Raw genomic sequence first — 15,522 nt, 5'->3', positions numbered from 1 at the left:
GCGAGCGCACGCGGGCGCACGGGAGCGCATCGGGGGGCGCCGCCGGAGTGGTGTCTCAGCGGCGGCCGGCCAGCAGGACGCCGGCGCCGCCGAGGACCAGGCCGGCGACGGCGAGCGGGTCCAGTGCCTGCCCGATCGTCGCCCAGGCCAGCACCGCGGTGACCGACGGGGTGAGGAAGAACAGCGCTGCGACGGTGGACGCCGGGGCGCGGCGCAGCATGGTGTTCAGCAGCAGGAACACCCCGATGGAGTTGACCAGCACCATCCAGGCCAGGGCGGCGCCGAACGCGCCCCAGTGCGCGATGCGGGGCGTCTCGGTCAGCAGCGACAGCGCGCCCAGCGGGGGCGCGGCGACCAGGAACTGCACGGCGGTGCCGGTCCGCACGTCCATGGCGGGGACGTACCGCTTCTGGTAGATCGTGCCGAGGCTGAGGCCCAGCAGGCCGACAAGGCAGAGGACGACTCCGAGGGGCGAGAACGCGATGCGGTCGGCGACGGCCAGCACCACGCCGGCGGTGCCGAGGGCGAAACCGGCCCACTGGCGTCCGGTGACCCGCTCCCCCAGGATCCGCGCCGCCAGCAGGGCGATCACGACGGGGTTCAGGCCCTGCACGAGCGCGACGACTCCGGCGGGCAGGCCCATGGCCAGCGCGCTGTAGAGGGCGCCGAACTGGACGGCCTGGATCGCCAGCCCGGACACCGCGAGGTGGGCCAGGGCGCGGCCCCGCGGCCACGGCGCGCGGACGGCGATCGCGTATCCGGCCAGCAGCAGCCCGGCGGCGCCGAACCGGGCGAAGATCAGCAGCAGCGGCGGGGCGGCGTCCACGCCGATCACGCCGGCGATGAACGCGCTGCTCCACAGCAGGACGAACACCGGCGGCATCGCCGCGGCGCCCCTACCGCCGGTTCGGTCGCCCTGCGGGGAGGTTGCCGGTGGCTGCTCGGGTGCCGGTGCCGGTGCCGCCGGGCCGGTGCGGGTGCGCTCCCCCGCGGTCGCCGCGCCCGGGGCGTGCCGAGCCGCCATGAGACACCTCCACGAATAACCGGTCGTGACGGTTATTCATCCTCGGACCGCCGTCCATAACCTGTCAAGGTGGTTATGGTGGGGGCCATGGAGTTCACCTTCATCAGCGGCGACCTCGCCCTCGACCTCGCCGGGACCGTCCAGCACCGCCGCGAGGACCGCCGCGAGGACCGCCGCGAGCTGCTGGCCTCCCCCGCCGACCTCGCCCGCTGGAGCGTCGCCGCCGGCCTGCTCACCGACCCGCCGCCCGCCGGCCCGGACGATCTCGCCGCCGCCCTCGCGCTCCGCGAGGCGATCTACCGCGCCGCCACCGCCGTCCTGCACGGCGAGGACCCCGCCGGCGCCGACCGCGACCTGATCAACCGGCGGGCCGCCGCCGCCCGGCCCGTCCCGCGCCTCACCGCCGGCGGAACCGTGCACCGCGACGGCGGCACCACCGCCGTGCTCGCCGCCGCCGAGCGCGCCGCCGTCGACCTGCTCGCCACCGCCGACACCACTGTCACCGGGCCGGGCGACGGCGGCTCGGGCCGCGGCGTCCTCAAGGAATGCCAGGCCGATCCCTGCACCCGCCTGTACCTGGACACCTCCCGCCGCCGCACCCGCCGCTGGTGCGACATGCGCGAATGCGGCAACCGCGCCAAGGCCGCCGCGTTCCGCGCCCGCCACGCCGGCCCCGGCCCGCACACCTGACCGGCGCGTGTAGAGCGGCCCGTGGCGGGAATGGGGCGTCCACCTGCTGGGACGACTGAGGGGGAGACACCATGCGGGTCGTCGTCACCGGAGCCACCGGGAACATCGGCACCAGCACCGTCGAGGCGCTCGCCGCCGACCCCCGCGTCACCTCCATCGTGGGGGTGTCGCGCCGGGGACCCGGCCCGCACGGCGACCAGGCCGCCGGCGGCGGCCGGGTCGAATGGGCCGAGGCCGACGTCACCGACTCCGACCTGGTCCCCCTGCTGCGCGGCGCCGACGCGGTGGCCCACCTGGCGTGGCTGTTCCAGCCCACCCACCGGCCCGCCGTCACCTGGGACTCCAACGTCGTCGGCACCACCCGCGTGCTGGACGCCGTCGCGGCCGCCGGCGTCCCGGCCCTGGTCGTGGCGTCCTCGGTCGGCGCCTACTCCCCCGGCCCCAAGGACCGCGCCGTCGACGAGTCCTGGCCCACCCACGGCTGGCCCGGCGCCGCCTACAGCCGCGAGAAGGCCTACGTCGAACGGCTCCTGGACGTCTTCGAGGCCCGCAACCCCGACACCCGCGTCGTGCGGATCCGGCCCGGGTTCATCTTCGAACGCCAGAGCGCCGCCCAGCAGCGCCGCCTGTTCGCCGGCCCGCTGCTGCCCGGGCGGCTCGCCCGCCCCGGGCTGGTCCCGGTCGTCCCCGACCTGCCCGGCCTGCGTTTCCAGGCCCTGCACTCCGCCGACGCCGGGCAGGCGTTCGCGCTCGCCGCGCTCGGCGACGCCCGCGGCGCCTTCAACATCGCCGCCGACCCCGTCATCGACCCCGGCGAACTCGCCGGCCTGCTCGGCGCCCGCACCGTCCGCGTCCCCGCCCGCGCCGTGCGCGCCGCGCTGTCCGCCGCGTGGAACCTGCACCTGGTCCCCGCCTCGCCCGGCCTGTTCGACCTGGCCCTGCAAGTGCCGATCATGGACACCGCGCGGGCCCGCGGCGAGCTCGGCTGGACGCCCCGGCACACCTCCCGCGACGCGATGGCCGCGTTCCTGGAGGGCCTGCGCACCGGCGCCGGACGCGACACCCCGCCGCTGTCGCCCGACGCCGGCGGCCCGGCCCGCGTCCACGAGATCACCACCGGCGTCGGCCGCAGACCCTGACCCGCCGCACCCTCCGCACACCGCCCCGGCCCACAGCCGACACCGCCAGCCGATCACCCCGCAGGAGGTCACACCCGATGCCGACGATCACACCAGCCCACCTGCACGAGCTGCTGGCCTCCACCGACCGCGACGCCGCGCTCGTCGTCGTCGGCGGGCAGGCCGCCGTCGTGCCGACCACGCCCGCCGGACGCGACGAGGCCGACGACGCCCTGGTGATCACCACGCGGGACGCGGTCATCGCCGAGCTCGACACCGGCGCCAACGACGAGCAGCTCGAACGCCTCGCCCAGCGCCTCGACACCGCCCTCGACAGCCTCGGCGGCTAGCGCCCCCGCAGCCAAAGCCACGGCGGCGCAACCCCGGCCCTGAACCCCGACCGCGCGGTCGGGATCATCAGGGCTGTTCCGGCGCCACCGGCCCGCCGCCTCGCTCCACGACCGGTACTCCGGGTTCGTCGCCGTCCGCGCCGGGTTCGTCGTCCGCGGCCGGCGGCAGGTCGGCGCAGGTCTGGCCGACGAGCATGTCCACCACTCCTCGCGCCCCGCCCGTCCCGGCGGCCGCGCGGCGCTGCCGGTCGGCGCCCGTTCCCGTCCGCCGCACCCGCTCCACCAGTGTGAACACCCTGCCCAGATCCCCGGTGTCCTCCAGCGCCGGCGCGATCCGCGCGACCAGGTCGTCCACCAGCCGCCACGGCGGCGCCGCGCGGCCGGTCAGCGGGTCCACCGCCGGGCCCGCCATCGCGTTGCGTCCGGCCGCCCACAGCGCTGCCGTGCACATCTGGGCGTCCACCGGCGGCGCCTCCCGCCCCGCCGCCAGGTCCGCCAGCGCGGTGGCGACCAGGCCCCGCACCAGCGCCGCGTGCAGCACCGCCTCCCCGGCCGTCGCCGCCGCGTCCGCCACCCGCACCTCCACCGTCGGCCAGCGAGGCGACGGCCGCGCCAGCCAGAACGTCATCGCCTCGTCCACCAGCACTCCCGCCTCCACCAGCGCCGCCACCCGCCGGTCGTGCTCGGCCGCCGACGCCGACCACGGCGGGATCCCCGCACCCGGGAAGCGCGCCATCGACACCAGCCGCCGGCTCGCGAACCCCGCCCCGCCGCCACACCCGCCGCCGCAGCGGCGCGGATGGTCGCCGGCGTGCGCCCGGACATGGTCGAACGGCGAGTTCGCCGACAGCGCCAGCAGCACCGGCAGCCAGGGCCGCAGATGGTTCACCACCGCGACCGCCGTGTCCCGTCCCGCCACCCCCACATGGACGTGGCAGCCGCACGCCTGGTAGTCCTCGACCACGTCCCCGTAGGCGCGCAGGGTCGTCGGGAACCGCTCGCCCCGCGCGGGCGGCGGCGCGGCCCTGCACAGCACCGGCGTCCCCGACGCCGCCAGCCGCGCCCCCGCGGCCCGCGCCCCCTCCGCCAGCCGCGCCCGCCCGTACCGCAGCTGCGCGCCCAGCCCCTCCAGCTCCCGGCAGACCCCGGTGGCCGCCTCCACCTGGGAGGACAGCAGCTCGGGCTGGAAGGAGCCCCCGGCGTGCCGGAAGCGGTGCACGCCCGCCCCCGCCAGCACCGGGCCCGCCGCCGGGACGCACTCCCCCGACACCGGGTCCACCAGCAGGAACTCCTCCTCCACCCCGACGCTGACCCCCGGCAGGCACGCCATCGCGCCGGCGGCCTCCGCCGTGGCGGGGACGCCGGGCTCCGGGACCTCCCCCGGACCGTCTCCCCCCATCCGGATCCCCCCTCGTCCGTGCCGGCGCGTCATCCCCGAAATGCCCGAAGAACGCGGTCCCTCCCGCCGCGGCCCCGGATTTCCTGACCGGATCGTTCCGCATCCCGCCGTGTTCATGCCTGTCCGCCGCCCCGGGCCCGCCGCCACACTCGAGCCATGAACCGAGCCCTTCTCGTCATCGACGTCCAGGAGTCCTTCCGGGTCCGCCCGAACTGGCGGGCGGTGTCGGCGCCCGACATCGCCGCCCGCGCCGCGCGCCTGGTCGCCGCCGCGCGCGCCGCCGGGGACCTGGTGGTGTGGATCCTGCACGCCGAACCCGGCACCGGCACCGCCTTCGACCCCGCCCTCGGCCACGTCCGCCTCATGGGCGGCCTGGACCCCCGCGACGGCGAACCGGTCCTCACCAAGACCTCCCGCAACGCCTTCACCACCACCAACCTGCAGCAGCTGCTCACCGAACGCGGCGTCGGCGAGGTCGTCGTCTGCGGCATCCAGACCGAGCAGTGCTGCGAGACCACCGCGCGGCTGGCAGCCGACCTCGGCTACCAGGTCACCTTCGTCACCGACGCCACCGCCACCTTCCCCATCGCCCACCGCGACACCCCGCCCGGCCGCCCCCTCGCCGAGATCCTCGCCGACCCCGCCACCCTGAGCACCGCCGACATCATCGCCCGCACCGAGTACGCCCTCGCCGGCCGCTTCGCCGCCATCGCCGCGCTCGACGACCTCGCCCCACCCGCCGGCACCGTCCCGGCCGCCGGCACCGCCGGGCGCCCGGTAGGCTGACCGGATCGTGCCCCAGATCGTCTTCCTGCTCGTCCCCGGCGTCCACCTGCTCGACCTCGCCGGGCCCGCCCAGGTGTTCTCGGCCACCGGCGACCTGCTCGTCGACGCGCACCAAGGCGGGCACGGGGACGGCCCGCACGGCACCACGCCGCCCCGGTACCGGCTCGCCTACGTCGCCGAGCAGGACGCGGTCACCAGCGCCCAGGGCCTCACCGTGCAGGCCGCCACCGCCTGGCCCGCCCTCGGCCCCGGCGACATCGTCGTCGTCCCGGGCTGGCGGTGGCGCACCGGCGACCCCCACGCCGCGGCCGTCGCCGCCGCCACCGCCCGGCGGCTCGCCGCCCGCCACGCCCGCGGCGGCCTGGTCGCCAGCGTCTGCGCCGGCGCGTTCGCCCTCGGCGACGCCGGGCTGCTGGCCGGCCGCCCCTGCACCACCCACCACGAGATCCAGGACGACCTGGCCCGCCGCCACCCCCGCGCCACCGTCGTCCCCGACGTGCTGTACGTCACCGACGACCGCGTCGTCACCTCCGCCGGCATCGCCAGCGGCATCGACCTCGCCCTGCACCTGGTCGCCGCCCGGCACGGCCCCGGCACCGCCGCCCGCGTCGCGCGCTCCATGGTCGTCTACGCCCGCCGCAACGGCGACGAACCGCAGGCCAGCGCGATGCTGCGGCACCGCGCGCACCTCAGCGACACCGTCCACCGCGCCCAGGACCTCATCGACGCCCGCTACACCGCGCCGCTGCCGCTGGCCGGCCTCGCCGCCGCCACCGGCGTCAGCGAACGCACCCTCACCCGCCGCTTCGCCGCCGCGACCGGCCTCTCCCCGCTGCGCTACCAGCAGGAACTGCGCCTCGAACACGCCGAGCACCTCATCGGGCAGGGCGCCACCACCGACGCCGCCGCCCGCGCCGTCGGGTTCACCGACGCCCGCATGCTCCGCCGCCTGCGCGCCCAGCCCCGTCCGGCCGCCGCGGACACGCGGGCGCCGGCGAGATGACGAGGCGCCGACCACCCCCGGCCCCGGCCGGGACGGTCAGCCGTGCAGGGCCAGGTAGGGAGCCAGCGCGAACAGGCTGACGATCAGCGCGCCCGTCAGCGCGCCCGCCGGCACCGCGCGGGCGATGACCCAGCCCAGCAGCACCCCCGCCAGCTCCGGCACGCCCGTCAGAGCCGCCAGCGGCCAGTCCACCGCGCCCGCCGCCGCGTACCCGGCCGTCCCCACCGCCGCGATCACCACCGACTGCGCCTGCGCCGCCGCCAGCGCCGACAGCACCGGCGCGCCCAGCACCACCAGCAGCGGCACGCTCAGCATCGGCCCGCCGATCCCGAACACCCCGCTCGCCACCGCCACCGCGAACCCGACCGCCGCGACCTGCGGCGTCCCCGGCCCGCCTGCGCCGATACCGGGCTCGCCGGACGCGGGGCCGCGGGCGCGGCGCCACACCAGCATCCCCACCAGCGTCACGAACGCCCCCAGCAGGATCCCGAACGCCCGCCCCGACACCACGCTGTTGACCAGCACCCCCAGCGGCGTCCCGGCCACCGCGGCGGCCGCCAGCACCGCCGCGGTCCGGCGCGTGCCGCGCTCGCGCAGCTGCCCCGAACGGGTGTAGGCGGCGGTCGCCAGCGCCCCGGTCGCCACATGCGTGACGATCGCCGTCCCCGCCACCTGCGCCGGCGACAGCCCGGTCAGCGCGAACAGCCCGACCGTCACCAGCACCCCGCCCGGCCCGACCGCCGTGATCCCGACCCCGGCGACCAGCCCGAACAGCACCAGCCCCGCCAGCACCGGCATCCCGAGACCGCCCACGGCCCCTCCCTTCGACAACGCACACGGCAACGGCACGGCCACAACACGGCCGGGGGCGGGGCGCCCCTGCCCGCGAACCCCGGCAGACGGCCGGGACGGCCGGGACGGACGGTCAGGCGCCGGGCGGCGCCGGGGCGCGGTACAGGGTGGCGCGCAGCGTCAGCCGGTCCGCGCGAATGTGCACCGCCTCGCTGTCGACCGGCCGCCCGTCGGCCAGATGCGCCAGCCGGTCGATCGAGAAGATCGCCGCGCCCGCCGGGACGCCGAGCAGCGCCGCCGTGCCCGCCGCGGCCGCCACCGCGTGCACCTGCACCTCGGCCCGGCCCAGCGGCTGCCCGGCGACCTCCTCCACCAGCCCGAACAGGTCCCGCCCGGCGAGATCCCGCGCGAGATCGGGCCGGCTCAGCAGCCCCTCGCCGATGTCGCCGGGAAGGTAGGTGGTGTCCAGCGACAGCGGCTCGCCCTCCAGCCGCCGCAGCCGCTCGATCCGGACCGCGCCCGCGCCGGGCGCCAGCCCCAGCCGGGCCGCCACCGCCGGCGGCGGCACGGGGACCCGGCCGATCTCGCGGACCTCGTTGGCGACCGTGCCGTGCCCGGTCAGCGCCTCCGCCAGCCCGGCGAGCCGGTCCAGCCCGTGCCCGTGCTTGGCCGCCACCACCGTGGTGCCCACCCCCCGCCGCCGGGTGACCAGGCCCTCCGCGCGCAGCAGCGCCAGCGCCTCGCGGACGGCGTTGCGGGACGCGCCGAGCCGCTCGCCCAGCTCCCGCTCGTCCGGGAGCGCCCCGCCGGGGAACGCGCCGCCGGTGATCTGCTGGCGCAGCACGTCGGCGGCCTGGCGGGCCCGCTCGGCCCGCGGCCGCGACGACACCCACTCGCCCCGGCGCGCCCGCGGCGTCCCGTCCATGCCGTCCCCCTTCTCGCCGGCCCGCCGCCCGGTGCGGCCGACCCGTCCCACGATGACGCACCCACGTTACGCCACTGTTACGCCACCCGATTTGACCTGGATGAACGCCTCACCAGCGGGCCCGCGCCGACCGGAGGGAGTTCGGCCACGCGCGCCCGGGCCCCGGACCGGGACCCGGTGCGGACCCGCCCCGCGATCTGACATCCTGCCGGGGAAGCGTTCTCGACCGGTGACCGCGGGAGGCCCTGTGCGCTACGTGCTGATGATCTGCAGCGACCAGACCGCCGGGACCGACCCCGAGGAGGCCGCGACCACCGGCTGCGGCGGCTGGTCGCAGGAGATGACCCGGCGCGGCGTGGTGTACGGCGGGGCCGGGCTGGCCCCCGCCGACACCGCCACCACCGTGAAGGTCCGCGACGGCGAGGTGCTGCTCACCGACGGGCCGTTCGCCGAGACCAAGGACCAGATCGGCGGGTTCAGCCTCATCGAGTGCGCCGACCTGGACGAGGCCGTCGAGATCGCCGCCCGGCACCCCTGGTCCCGGCTCGGCCAGATCGAGATCCGCCCCGTCCACGAACCGTGACCGGCCCGGCCCCCGCAACCGGAACGCCGGCGGCGGCCGGGAACGCGGTGGCCGTCGCCGCCGCCGGCGCGGCGTTCCGCACCGAATGGGGGCAGATCGTCGCCACCCTGATCCGCATGACCGGCGACTGGGACCTGGCCGAGGACTGCGCGCAGGACGCCTTCACCGCCGCGCTGCGCCGCTGGCCCCACGACGGCGTCCCCGCCCGTCCCGGCGCCTGGCTCACCACCACCGCCCGCAACCGCGCCGTCGACCGGCTCCGCCACGACGCCACCGGCGCAGCCCGCCTCCGCCAGGCGGCCGCCCTGGCCGCTCCCGGGACCGGCGCCCCACCGGCCGGCGGCGACAGCGACAGCGACGGCGATGGCGGATTCGGCGACGACCGGCTGCGGCTGATGTTCACCTGCTGCCATCCCGCGCTGGCGCCCGACGCCCGCGTCGCGCTCACCCTGCGCACCCTCGCCGGCCTCACCACCGCCGAGATCGCCCGCGCGTTCCTGGTCTCCGAACCCGCGATGTCCAAGCGCCTCACCCGCGCCAAACGCAAGATCCGCGCCGCCGGCGTCCCCTACCGCGTCCCGCCCCCGCACCAGCTGCCCCGGCGGCTCGGCGCCGTCCTGGCCGTGCTGTACCTGCTGTTCAACCAGGGATACACCGCCGGCGGCGACCCCGAACGGCGCGGGCTGTGCGCCGAGGCGATCCGGCTGGCCCGCGTGCTGGCCGCGCTGATGCCCGCCGAGCCCGAACCGCGCGGCCTGCTGGCGCTGATGCTGCTGCACGACGCCCGCGCCGCCACCCGCGTCGACGCCACCGGCACGCTGGTCACCCTGGAGCACCAGGACCGCGCCCGCTGGGACGCCGCCGAGATCGCCGAGGGGCTGCGGATCCTGGACGCCGCGCTGCACGACGCCCGCGCCGCCGGCCGCCCCGCCGGGCCGTACCAGGTGCAGGCCGCCATCGCCGCCTGCCACGCCACCGCCCCCGACGCCGCCTCCACCGACTGGCCGCAGATCGCCGCGCTCTACGACGTCCTGGCCCGCCTGGTCCCCACCCCGGTCGTCGCGCTCAACCGCGCCGTCGCGGTCGGCATGGCCCACGGCCCGAACGCCGGTCTCGCCCTGGTCGAACGGCTGGAGCGCGACGGCGCCCTGGACGGCTACCACCTGCTGCCCGCCACCCGCGCCGACCTGCTGCGCCGCCTGGACCGCCGCGCCGAGGCCGCCGCCGCCTACCGCGCCGCCCTCGCCCTGACCGGCACCGACGCCGAACGCCGCTACCTCACCCGCCGCCTCACCGAGGTCACCGCACCCGGCACCGCCGGAACCTGCGGAGCCGGGCCCGGCTGACCGGCGCGACCCGTCCGGAAAATCGGGGAAGGACGATCGCGAGCGGGTGTCCGTTCGGCGGCCGCCCGTCCGTCGGTGGGACGAACGGTCCGCACCCGGCGGCCCGCCTCCACGAACCGAAAGGAACGCCCGTGGACACCGTGCACTCCAAGGACGGCACCCCCATCGCCTACGACCGCACCGGCAGCGGACCGGCGCTGGTGTGCGTCGGCGGCGCCCTCAACGACCGCGGATCGGCCGCGCCCCTCGCCGGCCTGCTCGCGCCCCGCCGCACCGTCGTCACCTACGACCGCAGGGGACGCGGCGGCAGCGGCGACACCGCCCCCTACGCCGTCGAACGCGAGATCGAGGACCTGGCCGCCGTCATCGACGCCGCGGGCGGCTCCGCCGCGGTGTACGGGATGTCCTCGGGCGCCGTGCTGGCACTGCGGGCCGCCGCGCAGGACCTGCCCATCACCCGCCTCGCCCTCTACGAACCCCCGTTCACCCCCGACGAGCCCGACCGCGTCCGGCGGTCCCGCGATTACGCCGCCGAGCTGAACCGCCGCCTCTCCCAGGACCGCCCCGGCGACGCGCTGGAGCTGTTCATGACCGGCGTCGGCATGCCCGCCGAACTCCTCGCGCAGATGCGCCACGCCCCCATGTGGCCCGCCCTGGAGGCCCTCGCCCCCACCCTCGCCTACGACTCGGCCGTCATGGACGACACCGCCGGAGGCGTCCTGCCCACCGCGACCGCCGCCGCCGTCACCGTCCCGGCCCTGGTGCTGGCCGGCGGCGCCAGCCCCGCCTGGATGCGCGACGCCGCCCGCCGCCTCGCCGGCCTGCTGCCCGCCGGCGCGCACCGCGTCCTGGACGGCCAGACCCACGACGTCGCACCCGACGTCCTCGCCCCCGCCCTGGAGGACTTCCTGACCACCTGACCGCAGGGCCCGGCCCGCGCCCGCCGCTCGCCTTCATGCCGAGGAGCGGCGGGTGCGGGCCGGGCCCGGTTCAGACCGGGACCTCCACGTGGCCGGGCGCGCCGCGGACCACGGCGGCGCGGCCCGCGGTGACCTGCGCCGCCCACGCCTCGAACGCCGCCACCTCCTCCACCGGCACCGCCACGTCCGCCTCCACCGCCGCCCCGTACCGGACATCGGACGGCTGGACGCCGCGGCCGTGCAGATCCCCCAGGAACCGCCCCGCCAGCGCGTGCTCCACCCGCACCGTCACCGCCAGCACCGGCCGCAGCTCCACCACCCCGACCGCGTCGACCGCCTCCGACACCGCCTGCCCGTAGGCGCGCACCAGCCCGCCCGCGCCCAGCTTCACCCCGCCGAAGTAGCGGGTGACCACCGCGACCGTCCCGGTCAGGCCGCGGCGCACCAGCACCTCCAGCATCGGGATCCCCGCCGTCCCCGCCGGCTCCCCGTCGTCGCTGCTCTTGGTGATCTCACCGTGCTCGCCCACCACGTACGCCGAGCAGTTGTGGGTGGCGTCGCGGTGCGCTCGGCGGTGCCGCGCCAGGAACTCCACCGCCTCGGCCTCGCCGGCCGCGCGCGCCAGCGTGCACACGAACCGGGACCGGCGGATCTCCAGCTCGCGGGAGCCCCCGCCCTTGATCATGCGCATGTCGGCCCCGAGTCTAGGCGCGCACCCCCGCACAGGCCCCCGGCGGCGGCCGGTGTCAGCCCTTGGGGAACGGCCACGGGTTCGGCGCGCACCCGTACAGCGACTTGGTCTGCTGCACCATCACCGGCGCGGGACGCCCCCTGCCCGGGCACTGCCGGTGGTCGTGGCCGAGCGCGTGCCCGACCTCGTGGTTGATCACGTACTCGCGGTAGGAGGCCAGGTCGCGGCCGTAGGACGCGGCGCCCTCGCCGTAGCGCAGGGCGTTGACGACCGAGCGGTCCCCGTGCCGGCACGACAGCTCCCCGCCGGTGACCAGCGGCGCGCACATCCGGTCGGTCATCGCCGGGCTCGACAGCGCCACCCGGAACCGCACCGGCCCGCGGGCGACCCGCTCGAAGCGCATCGCGCCGCCGTGCCCCCAGCTGCGCGGGTCGTTCAGCACCCGCTGCACCTCCGCCGCGAAGTCCGCGCCGCTGATCGGCAGGCCCCGCTCCACCTCCACCATGTACCGCACGAGGGTGCCCCGCGACCCCGGCGGCGCCGCCTTGCCCGGCACCACGGCGTAGCGCCCGCTCGCCGACTCCGGGACCCGCACCCGGGCCGGCTGGCGGCGGCCGTTCACCACCGGCCCCTGCACCACGGTCGTGCCCGTCTTCCCGGCGGGCCGCCTCGACGGCGACGGCGGCGGGGACGGCCGCGATGGCACCCGGGCCGCTTGCGGGCGGGCCCGGCCGTGATCGTGGCCCGTCATCGACACGGCGACGACGGCGCCCGCGCCCAGCAGCACGACGGCGCCGGCGGCCGCGCCCGCCCCCGTCCGGCGGCGCCCGCTGCGCCGCCCCTTGGCCGGACGCGGCGGACGTGACGCGGCGGGATCGTCCTGGAGATCGTGCACGGTGCTCCGCTCTCGGCGAGTGCACCGGAGCGGCCCGGCCGCGGCGGCGGGCGGAAGGCGCGCACGGCCCGCCTCCGCCACGCCCCATCCGGCCCCCGACCTGCACGGACGCAACCCCGGCACATGTCGTTGATCTTGCGTTGATCGTATCGGGGCCGGACGCGCGAGCGGCGGACGGGGCCCGGCCGGGCGCCGGTCAGCCGCCGGTCAGCCGCCGGTCAGCCGCCGGTCAGGCGTCGATCAGGTCGATCAGGTCGGCGATGGAGGGCACCACCCGGTGCGGGCGGAACGGGAAGCGGCCCACCTCGTCCTTGCGGGTCACCCCGGTCAGCACCAGGATCGTCTCCAGGCCCGCCTCCACGCCCGCGACGATGTCGGTGTCCATCCGGTCCCCGACCATCGCGGTCTGCTCGCTGTGCCCGCCGACCACGTTCAGCGCCGTCCGCATCATCAGCGGGTTCGGCTTGCCGACGAAGTACGGCTCCACCCCCGTCGCCCGGGTGATCATGGCGGCGACGGCGCCGCAGGCGGGCAGCGACCCCTCCTGGGACGGGCCGACCGGGTCGGGGTTGGTCGCCACGAACCGGGCGCCGCCCTCGATCAGCCGGATCGCCTGGGTGATCTGGGAGAAGCTGTAGGTGCGGGTCTCGCCCAGCACCACGTAGTCGGGGCTGATGTCGGTGAGGACGTAGTCGGCCTCGTGCAGCGCCGTGGTCAGCCCCGCCTCGCCGATCACGTACGCCGACCCCTCGGGCCGCTGGTCGGCCAGGAACCGGGCGGTGGCCAGCGCCGAGGTCCAGATGAACTCGGCCGGGACCTGCAGCCCGAGCGCGGCCAGCCGCGCCGACAGGTCGCGGCGGGTGTAGATCGAGTTGTTGGTCAGCACGAGGAACGGCTTGCCGGAGGCGGCGAGCCTGCGGATGAACTCGTCGGCGCCGGGGACGGGGTGGCCCTCGTGCACCAGCACGCCGTCCATGTCCGACAGCCAGTACTCGATCGGCTTGCGCTCGCTCATGTCCCCATTGTCGCAGGTGGAGATCTTCGCGTGGAACGGTCCGCGCGAAGGCGGCGGACGCCCCGCCCGGCGGACGCCGCGGGAGCGCGGGCCGTTGACCGGCGCGTGAGACAAATCATAGGTTTGCCCCACGGCGCGCCGAACCGTGTTCGGTGTCCGGGCCGCTCGGCGGCGCGCCGGTGTGGTCCGCGGGAGGCGCGCGTGCAGAGCCGTGAGGTGAACAGCCCCGAGCTGAGGAGCATCGCCGAGGTCAGGGCCGAGATGACGGCCCCCGGGCAGCTGTTCGAGATGGACGAGGTCGACGTCCGCGGCGTGCGGACCCGCGTCTGGAAGAACGCCCCGACCACCCTGCGCGAGATCCTGGAGCTCTCCCGCGGGCACGGCGACGCCCCGTTCCTGGTCTACGAGGACGACCGGCTGAGCTTCGCCGAGCACCACCGGCGCGCCGCGGCGTTCGGGCGGCTGCTGGCCGGGACCTACGGGGTCGCCAAGGGCGACCGGGTCGCGATCGCGATGCGCAACTACCCCGAATGGTCGGTGGCGTTCTTCGGCGCCGCCGTCGCCGGCGCGGTCGTCGTCCCGCTCAACGCCTGGTGGAGCGCCGACGAGCTGGAGTACGGGCTGCGCGACAGCGGCGCCAAGGTCCTCATCGCCGACGCCGAGCGCGCCGAGCGCCTCGCCGCCGTCCTGCCGGGCCTGGACGTCGCCGTGCTGGTCGCCCGCCCCGGCGCCGCCGGCGGCGCGCCGCCCACGGGCGCCGAGTCGTTCGACGCCGCTCTGGAGCGGGCGCTGGCCGACGGCCGCGAGGAACTGCCGGACGTGGCGATCGGCCCCGAGGACGACGCCACGATCTTCTACACCTCCGGCACCACCGGACGGTCCAAGGGCGCCCTCGGCACCCACCGCAACATCACCACCAACCCCGTCAGCCTCGCCTACGGGCTGCTGTCGGCCGGGGTGCGCGCCGGCGGCAGCGTCGAGCAGCTCACCACCCCGCAGCCCCGCGTCACCCTGCTGAGCGTCCCGTTCTTCCACGCCACCGGCTGCCACTCGGTGCTGGTGTCCAGCGCCATGCAGGGCGGCACCGTCGTGCTGATGTACAAGTGGGAGGTGCGCAAGGCGCTGGAGCTGATCGAGCGGGAGCGCGTCACCGGGTTCGGCGGGGTGCCGACCATGGCGTGGCAGGTGCTGACCTCCCCCGACTTCGACAAGTACGACACCTCCAGCCTCACCGGCGTCAGCTACGGCGGCGCGCCCGCCGCGCCCGCGCTCGTCGACAAGATCAAGGAGCGGCTGCCCGAGCGGGTCCCCGGCAACGGCTACGGCCTCACCGAGACCTCCTCGGTCACCACCTACAACGGCGGCGTGAACTACCTGGAGCACCCCGACAGCGTCGGCCCGCCCGTCGCGGTCTGCGACGTCAGGGTCGTCGACCCCGCCACCGGCGAGGACCTGCCCGCCGGCGAGGTCGGCGAGCTGCTCATCGCCGGCCCCAACGTCATCAAGGGGTACTGGAACAAACCGGAGGCGACCGAGCAGGCGTTCGTCGGCGGCTGGTTCCACAGCGGCGACCTGGCCCGCGTCGACGCCGACGGGTTCGTCTACATCGTCGACCGCGCCAAGGACATGCTGATCCGCGGCGGCGAGAACATCTACTGCGCCGAGGTCGAGGCCGCCCTCTACGAGCACCCCGCCGTCGCCGACTGCGCCGTCATCGGCGTCCCCCACGAGGTGCTCGGCGAGGAGGTCGGCGCCGTCGTGGTCCCCCGCCCCGGCACCGCGCCCGCCCCCGAGGAGATCCAGGCGTTCCTGCGCGAGCGGATCGCCGCGTTCAAGGTCCCCGTCCACTTCTGGTTCCGCGAGGAGGGACTGCCCCGCAACCCCGGCGGGAAGATACTCAAGACCCGGCTGCGCAGCGAACTGCTCGGCTGACCCGCCACGCCGGCGCGCCCGACCCACCCCCGGGCGCGCCGGTAACGTGATCG

The 15,522-nt window shown here is 76.9% G+C and carries 16 protein-coding genes; 9 read left to right on the top strand and 7 right to left on the bottom strand.

What is annotated here, in order from left to right; all coding sequences use genetic code 11:
* Positions 1-55: 55 nt before the first annotated feature.
* Complete coding sequence (locus ABD296_RS25680) at positions 56-1,024, bottom strand: DMT family transporter (protein ID WP_344272056.1); 969 nt, start codon at positions 1,022-1,024, stop codon at positions 56-58.
* Positions 1,025-1,111: 87 nt separating this feature from the next.
* On the opposite strand from ABD296_RS25680, the gene ABD296_RS25675 reads away from it, so the two are divergent.
* From ABD296_RS25675 to ABD296_RS25665, 3 genes are all read left to right on the top strand, one after another.
* Positions 1,112-1,714 carry a CGNR zinc finger domain-containing protein gene (locus tag ABD296_RS25675; RefSeq protein ID WP_344272053.1) on the top strand — a complete coding sequence of 201 codons (603 nt, stop codon included), beginning with the start codon at positions 1,112-1,114 and terminating at the stop codon, positions 1,712-1,714.
* 71 nt (positions 1,715-1,785) lie between these two features.
* On the top strand, positions 1,786-2,853 hold the full coding sequence (locus tag ABD296_RS25670; protein ID WP_344272050.1) for an NAD-dependent epimerase/dehydratase family protein: 1,068 nt from the start codon (positions 1,786-1,788) through the stop codon (positions 2,851-2,853).
* A 77-nt stretch (positions 2,854-2,930) separates the two neighbouring features.
* Complete coding sequence (locus ABD296_RS25665) at positions 2,931-3,182, top strand: hypothetical protein (protein WP_344272047.1); 252 nt, start codon at positions 2,931-2,933, stop codon at positions 3,180-3,182.
* Between the two features lie 67 nt (positions 3,183-3,249).
* Here ABD296_RS25665 and ABD296_RS25660 read toward each other — a convergent pair whose 3' ends face one another.
* Positions 3,250-4,581: a carboxylate-amine ligase gene (locus tag ABD296_RS25660; protein WP_344272044.1), complete on the bottom strand. Its 1,332-nt coding sequence runs from the start codon at positions 4,579-4,581 to the stop codon at positions 3,250-3,252.
* Between the two features lie 156 nt (positions 4,582-4,737).
* Between ABD296_RS25660 and ABD296_RS25655 the strand changes: the two genes are divergently transcribed.
* Positions 4,738-5,367 carry a cysteine hydrolase family protein gene (locus ABD296_RS25655; protein WP_344272040.1) on the top strand — a complete coding sequence of 210 codons (630 nt, stop codon included), beginning with the start codon at positions 4,738-4,740 and terminating at the stop codon, positions 5,365-5,367.
* 7 nt (positions 5,368-5,374) lie between these two features.
* Positions 5,375-6,370, top strand: coding sequence for a GlxA family transcriptional regulator (locus tag ABD296_RS25650; protein ID WP_344272037.1), 996 nt, complete (start codon positions 5,375-5,377; stop codon positions 6,368-6,370).
* Positions 6,371-6,406: 36 nt separating this feature from the next.
* Here the strand turns inward: ABD296_RS25650 and ABD296_RS25645 are convergent, their stop codons facing one another.
* Together ABD296_RS25645 and ABD296_RS25640 are read right to left on the bottom strand one after the other, a co-directional pair.
* On the bottom strand, positions 6,407-7,183 hold the full coding sequence (locus ABD296_RS25645) for a sulfite exporter TauE/SafE family protein (protein WP_344272034.1): 777 nt from the start codon (positions 7,181-7,183) through the stop codon (positions 6,407-6,409).
* Between the two features lie 112 nt (positions 7,184-7,295).
* Positions 7,296-8,138 carry a GntR family transcriptional regulator gene (locus ABD296_RS25640; protein WP_344272031.1) on the bottom strand — a complete coding sequence of 281 codons (843 nt, stop codon included), beginning with the start codon at positions 8,136-8,138 and terminating at the stop codon, positions 7,296-7,298.
* Between the two features lie 196 nt (positions 8,139-8,334).
* On the opposite strand from ABD296_RS25640, the gene ABD296_RS25635 reads away from it, so the two are divergent.
* From ABD296_RS25635 to ABD296_RS25625, 3 genes are all read left to right on the top strand, one after another.
* Positions 8,335-8,670 carry a YciI family protein gene (locus ABD296_RS25635; RefSeq protein WP_344272028.1) on the top strand — a complete coding sequence of 112 codons (336 nt, stop codon included), beginning with the start codon at positions 8,335-8,337 and terminating at the stop codon, positions 8,668-8,670.
* Positions 8,667-10,016, top strand: coding sequence for an RNA polymerase sigma factor (locus ABD296_RS25630; RefSeq protein WP_344272026.1), 1,350 nt, complete (start codon positions 8,667-8,669; stop codon positions 10,014-10,016). Before ABD296_RS25635 ends, ABD296_RS25630 begins: the two co-directional genes overlap by 4 nt.
* Positions 10,017-10,147: 131 nt before the next feature.
* Positions 10,148-10,936 (top strand): alpha/beta fold hydrolase, encoded by a 789-nt coding sequence (locus tag ABD296_RS25625; RefSeq protein WP_344272022.1) that lies wholly within the window; start codon positions 10,148-10,150, stop codon positions 10,934-10,936.
* Between the two features lie 70 nt (positions 10,937-11,006).
* Here the strand turns inward: ABD296_RS25625 and ABD296_RS25620 are convergent, their stop codons facing one another.
* The 3 genes from ABD296_RS25620 to ABD296_RS25610 form a co-directional block, all read right to left on the bottom strand.
* Positions 11,007-11,627 carry an IMPACT family protein gene (locus tag ABD296_RS25620; protein ID WP_344272019.1) on the bottom strand — a complete coding sequence of 207 codons (621 nt, stop codon included), beginning with the start codon at positions 11,625-11,627 and terminating at the stop codon, positions 11,007-11,009.
* A gap of 55 nt (positions 11,628-11,682) precedes the next feature.
* Positions 11,683-12,522, bottom strand: a complete 840-nt coding sequence (locus ABD296_RS25615) for a DUF3152 domain-containing protein (protein ID WP_344272016.1) — start codon at positions 12,520-12,522, stop codon at positions 11,683-11,685.
* A 229-nt stretch (positions 12,523-12,751) separates the two neighbouring features.
* Positions 12,752-13,537, bottom strand: coding sequence for an HAD-IIA family hydrolase (locus ABD296_RS25610; protein ID WP_344272013.1), 786 nt, complete (start codon positions 13,535-13,537; stop codon positions 12,752-12,754).
* A 201-nt stretch (positions 13,538-13,738) separates the two neighbouring features.
* Here ABD296_RS25610 and ABD296_RS25605 point away from each other — a divergent pair, with 201 nt between their 5' ends.
* Complete coding sequence (locus ABD296_RS25605) at positions 13,739-15,469, top strand: class I adenylate-forming enzyme family protein (protein WP_344272010.1); 1,731 nt, start codon at positions 13,739-13,741, stop codon at positions 15,467-15,469.
* Positions 15,470-15,522: the final 53 nt, after the last annotated feature.

It is taken from the genome of Actinomadura napierensis (assembly GCF_039529375.1).
In the GTDB taxonomy this organism is placed as follows: Bacteria; Actinomycetota; Actinomycetes; order Streptosporangiales; family Streptosporangiaceae; genus Spirillospora; species Spirillospora napierensis.
The sequence above is the reverse complement of the archived record's forward strand: the minus strand, read 5'-3'. Positions and strand labels throughout refer to the sequence as shown.

Bases quoted from the DNA above. Each gene is read 5' to 3' on its own strand.
- ABD296_RS25680 (WP_344272056.1), bottom strand. From the start codon at position 1,024: ATGGCGGCTCGGCACGCCCCGGGCGCGGCGACCGCGGGGGAGCGCACC.
- ABD296_RS25665 (WP_344272047.1), top strand. From the start codon at position 2,931: ATGCCGACGATCACACCAGCCCACCTGCACGAGCTGCTGGCCTCCACC.
- ABD296_RS25670 (WP_344272050.1), top strand. From the start codon at position 1,786: ATGCGGGTCGTCGTCACCGGAGCCACCGGGAACATCGGCACCAGCACC.
- ABD296_RS25675 (WP_344272053.1), top strand. From the start codon at position 1,112: ATGGAGTTCACCTTCATCAGCGGCGACCTCGCCCTCGACCTCGCCGGG.
- ABD296_RS25655 (WP_344272040.1), top strand. From the start codon at position 4,738: ATGAACCGAGCCCTTCTCGTCATCGACGTCCAGGAGTCCTTCCGGGTC.
- ABD296_RS25660 (WP_344272044.1), bottom strand. From the start codon at position 4,581: ATGGGGGGAGACGGTCCGGGGGAGGTCCCGGAGCCCGGCGTCCCCGCC.
- ABD296_RS25610 (WP_344272013.1), bottom strand. From the start codon at position 13,537: ATGAGCGAGCGCAAGCCGATCGAGTACTGGCTGTCGGACATGGACGGC.
- ABD296_RS25620 (WP_344272019.1), bottom strand. From the start codon at position 11,627: ATGCGCATGATCAAGGGCGGGGGCTCCCGCGAGCTGGAGATCCGCCGG.